Source organism: Arthrobacter sp. HMWF013 (genome assembly GCF_003061105.1).
GTDB lineage: Bacteria > Actinomycetota > Actinomycetes > Actinomycetales > Micrococcaceae > Arthrobacter.
The window spans coordinates 1-2596 of sequence record NZ_QAIQ01000285.1 but is presented as its reverse complement, the minus strand read 5'-3'; the positions used below and the strand labels follow the sequence as shown (position 1 = coordinate 2596).

The 2596-nt window shown below is 66.2% G+C and carries 3 protein-coding genes and 1 pseudogene; all 4 read left to right on the top strand.

Going from position 1 to position 2596, the window contains the following annotated elements; translation table 11 throughout:
- A partial coding sequence (locus DBR22_RS11130) for a hypothetical protein (protein WP_108599067.1) occupies positions 1 to 636 on the top strand: 636 nt, incomplete at its 5' end.
- A gap of 4 nt (positions 637 to 640) precedes the next feature.
- Positions 641 to 1501 (top strand): SDR family oxidoreductase, encoded by an 861-nt coding sequence (locus DBR22_RS11125; RefSeq protein WP_108599066.1) that lies wholly within the window; start codon positions 641 to 643, stop codon positions 1499 to 1501.
- A gap of 44 nt (positions 1502 to 1545) precedes the next feature.
- Complete coding sequence (locus tag DBR22_RS11120) at positions 1546 to 1962, top strand: DUF1622 domain-containing protein (RefSeq protein WP_108599065.1); 417 nt, start codon at positions 1546 to 1548, stop codon at positions 1960 to 1962.
- Positions 1963 to 2306: 344 nt separating this feature from the next.
- A pseudogene (locus DBR22_RS11115) lies at positions 2307 to 2596 on the top strand (HNH endonuclease signature motif containing protein); the annotation flags it as partial.

Sequence of the window (2596 nt, the reverse complement as noted above, 5' to 3'; positions counted from 1 at the left end):
GATTACGCCGCCAAAATCCCCATGCCGGAATGGCTCGGAAATCCGGACTTCCACCTGAGCCACCGGGCCAAGCTGGTCCACAAGGAACCGAAGTTCTACAAGGAAGTATTTCCGGACGCTGACGTGGACCTCGACTACCTTTGGCCCGAGCCCAAGCACGAGTTCTATCCCGCGGAACCAGAGGGCGATGTCCTCTGGATCCTCCGCGACCCCCACGCCGAGATCGATCCCCAAACGTTGGACACTGTGGCTCTGCCGCCGGTCCGCGGCCGCGCTGTGACTCCCGTCGCGGTCGAACCGGACGGCTACTCCCCCGTCTACGTCGACGACGGATCGCGCCGCCCGTCCAAGCAGCCCCGCAAGCTTCCTCCCAAACAGCAGGTGAAAAAACCTACGCGGAAGCGCCAGGCCCAGGAGAACGCCTTCGCTACCCTGCCGGGCAAGACAGCCGTGGCGGTCATGTTCGAGGACGGCGCCAAGTTCGCTGTCGGCCAGGTGGTGGGCAGGCCCATCACGCTCGACGACGGCCGCTTCGGCCGCAACTTCACGGTCACCGAGGTGATTGACCGGTCCGCGTTCGATTACCCGGCACTCCTGCAGGATCCCCGCGTGTTCTTCCCGGTCCAGGCACCCTGACCACGTGAGCATTCTCCTGGCCGGCTGCGGCGATTTAGGCACCGAGGCGGGCCTGCGCTTTGCTGCCCTCGGCCATCGCGTCGTTGGCTGGCGCCGCTCCCCCGAGAAGCTGCCGGCCGCCATAGAAGGCGTTCCGGCTGATTTGAGTTCCGCCGACCTCCCGGCCATTCCGGCGGACACCACCGCCGTCGTCGTCGCCGTGGCGGCAGACTCACCCACCGAGGCGGCCTACCGGGCTGCCTACGTGGACGGGCTTTCGCACGTCCTGGACGCGTTGGTGCGCGACGGCGTGTGGCCGCGGCGGGTGCTGTTCGTGTCCTCTACTGCCGTCTACGGCGACGCCGCCGGCGGCTGGGTGGATGAAAGTACGACGCCGGCACCTGGCGGTTTCTCGGGGCGCATCATCCGGGAGGCGGAGGATCTCCTGCTCTCGCGGTTGCGCGGCACCGAGTCCGCGCCGGTCATTCTCCGGCTGGGCGGGATTTACGGTCCTGGGCGAACCAGGCTTATTGATCAGGTCCGCGGCGGGGCCGCGGTGATTCCCGATGAACCGCGTTACACCAACCGGATCCACCGGGACGATGCTGCGGCAGCGATCGTCCACCTCACCACCATGGAGTCCATGCCTGCACCGGTATACATAGGGGTGGACGACGATCCCGCGGACATGGGAGATGTACTTCGCTTCCTGGCCGCTGAGATGGATTATCCGGAACCTCCTGTTGGTCCGGCCGGCGAGGCCCGTGGCGGTAACAAGCGGGTGAGCAACGCCCTGCTCCGCGGGACAGGCTTCACCTTCGCTTTCCCGTCCTTCCGCGAAGGCTACCGGGAAGTCTTGGCCGGCACCGGAGTCCGCCACCCGTAGGCTGGGGCAAGGCAGAGTACTGATCCTGGCAGACGAGGAGCACGGTGGATTTCCAGCACATCATTGAGGCCGTGGGCAAATACATGGACTTCGCCGGGGTGGCCGTGATGGTCATCGGCGCCATTGTCTCCATTCCCATGGCTGTGCGCGGCTATCAGCCACGCAAGCTCCCCGCCGGGGCTGAGAAACTGACCGTCTACCGCGCCTATCGGCAACTGCTGGGGCGGTCCATCCTGTTGGGCCTTGAGCTTCTCGTGGCGGCCGACATCATCCGCACAGTCGCAGTAACGCCCACCTTCGAGAGCGTGGGCGTGCTGGCCATTATCGTGCTGATCCGAACCTTCCTGAGCTTCTCGCTGGAGCTCGAAATCACCGGCCGCTGGCCGTGGCAGAAGGAGTCTGACTCAGGAGCAGAGTCTGACTCAGGAGAATCTGCCGAGCCCGCGCGGGCAGGTTCCTAAAGGCTACTTGGCGTGGCCGCAGGGTTATCCACAGCCGCAGGTTATCCACATAGGCCTGTAGCTTCGGGGTTTTTGTCAGTGCCCGGCGGGATGATGTGGGTATGGGAAACAGGGCAGTGGTTGAGGCGGCGGAGGCTGTTTGTGCCTCCGCCGCCTTGCTGCTCGCTGCTGCCAGGCGTGGCGCGGATTCTGCTGGGCTGGCGGGGCCTGGCGGCCTCACGGGGTCCGCTAGGTGTCCCGGGACCGCGGACTCTGTCGGGCTCACAGGGTCCGCTGATGATTCCGCCGGGCTGGTGGGGTCTGCTGATTCTGCCGGGGCCGCCAGGTGTGCTGATGGTGATCCGTTGCGCCGGGAGGCTGACGGCTGGCTGGATACGCTGGCCCTGACTACTCGGATCAATGCGCAGGTCGCCGCCGTCACCGTCCACGCAGCGGCGGGCTACGCAGGCACGGCCCAGGCTCTGGCGGCTCCTGATGTCTCTGATCGGGCCCAGGAGATGGCGGTCGTGGCCGAGGTCGCGTGCGCCCTGACGGTCGGTGAACGGACCGCCGGGGCCCTGCTGGCCGAATCCCTGACACTGACGACTGATTTGCCGTTGACCCTGTCCGCACTGACGGCGGGTTCGCTGTCGTG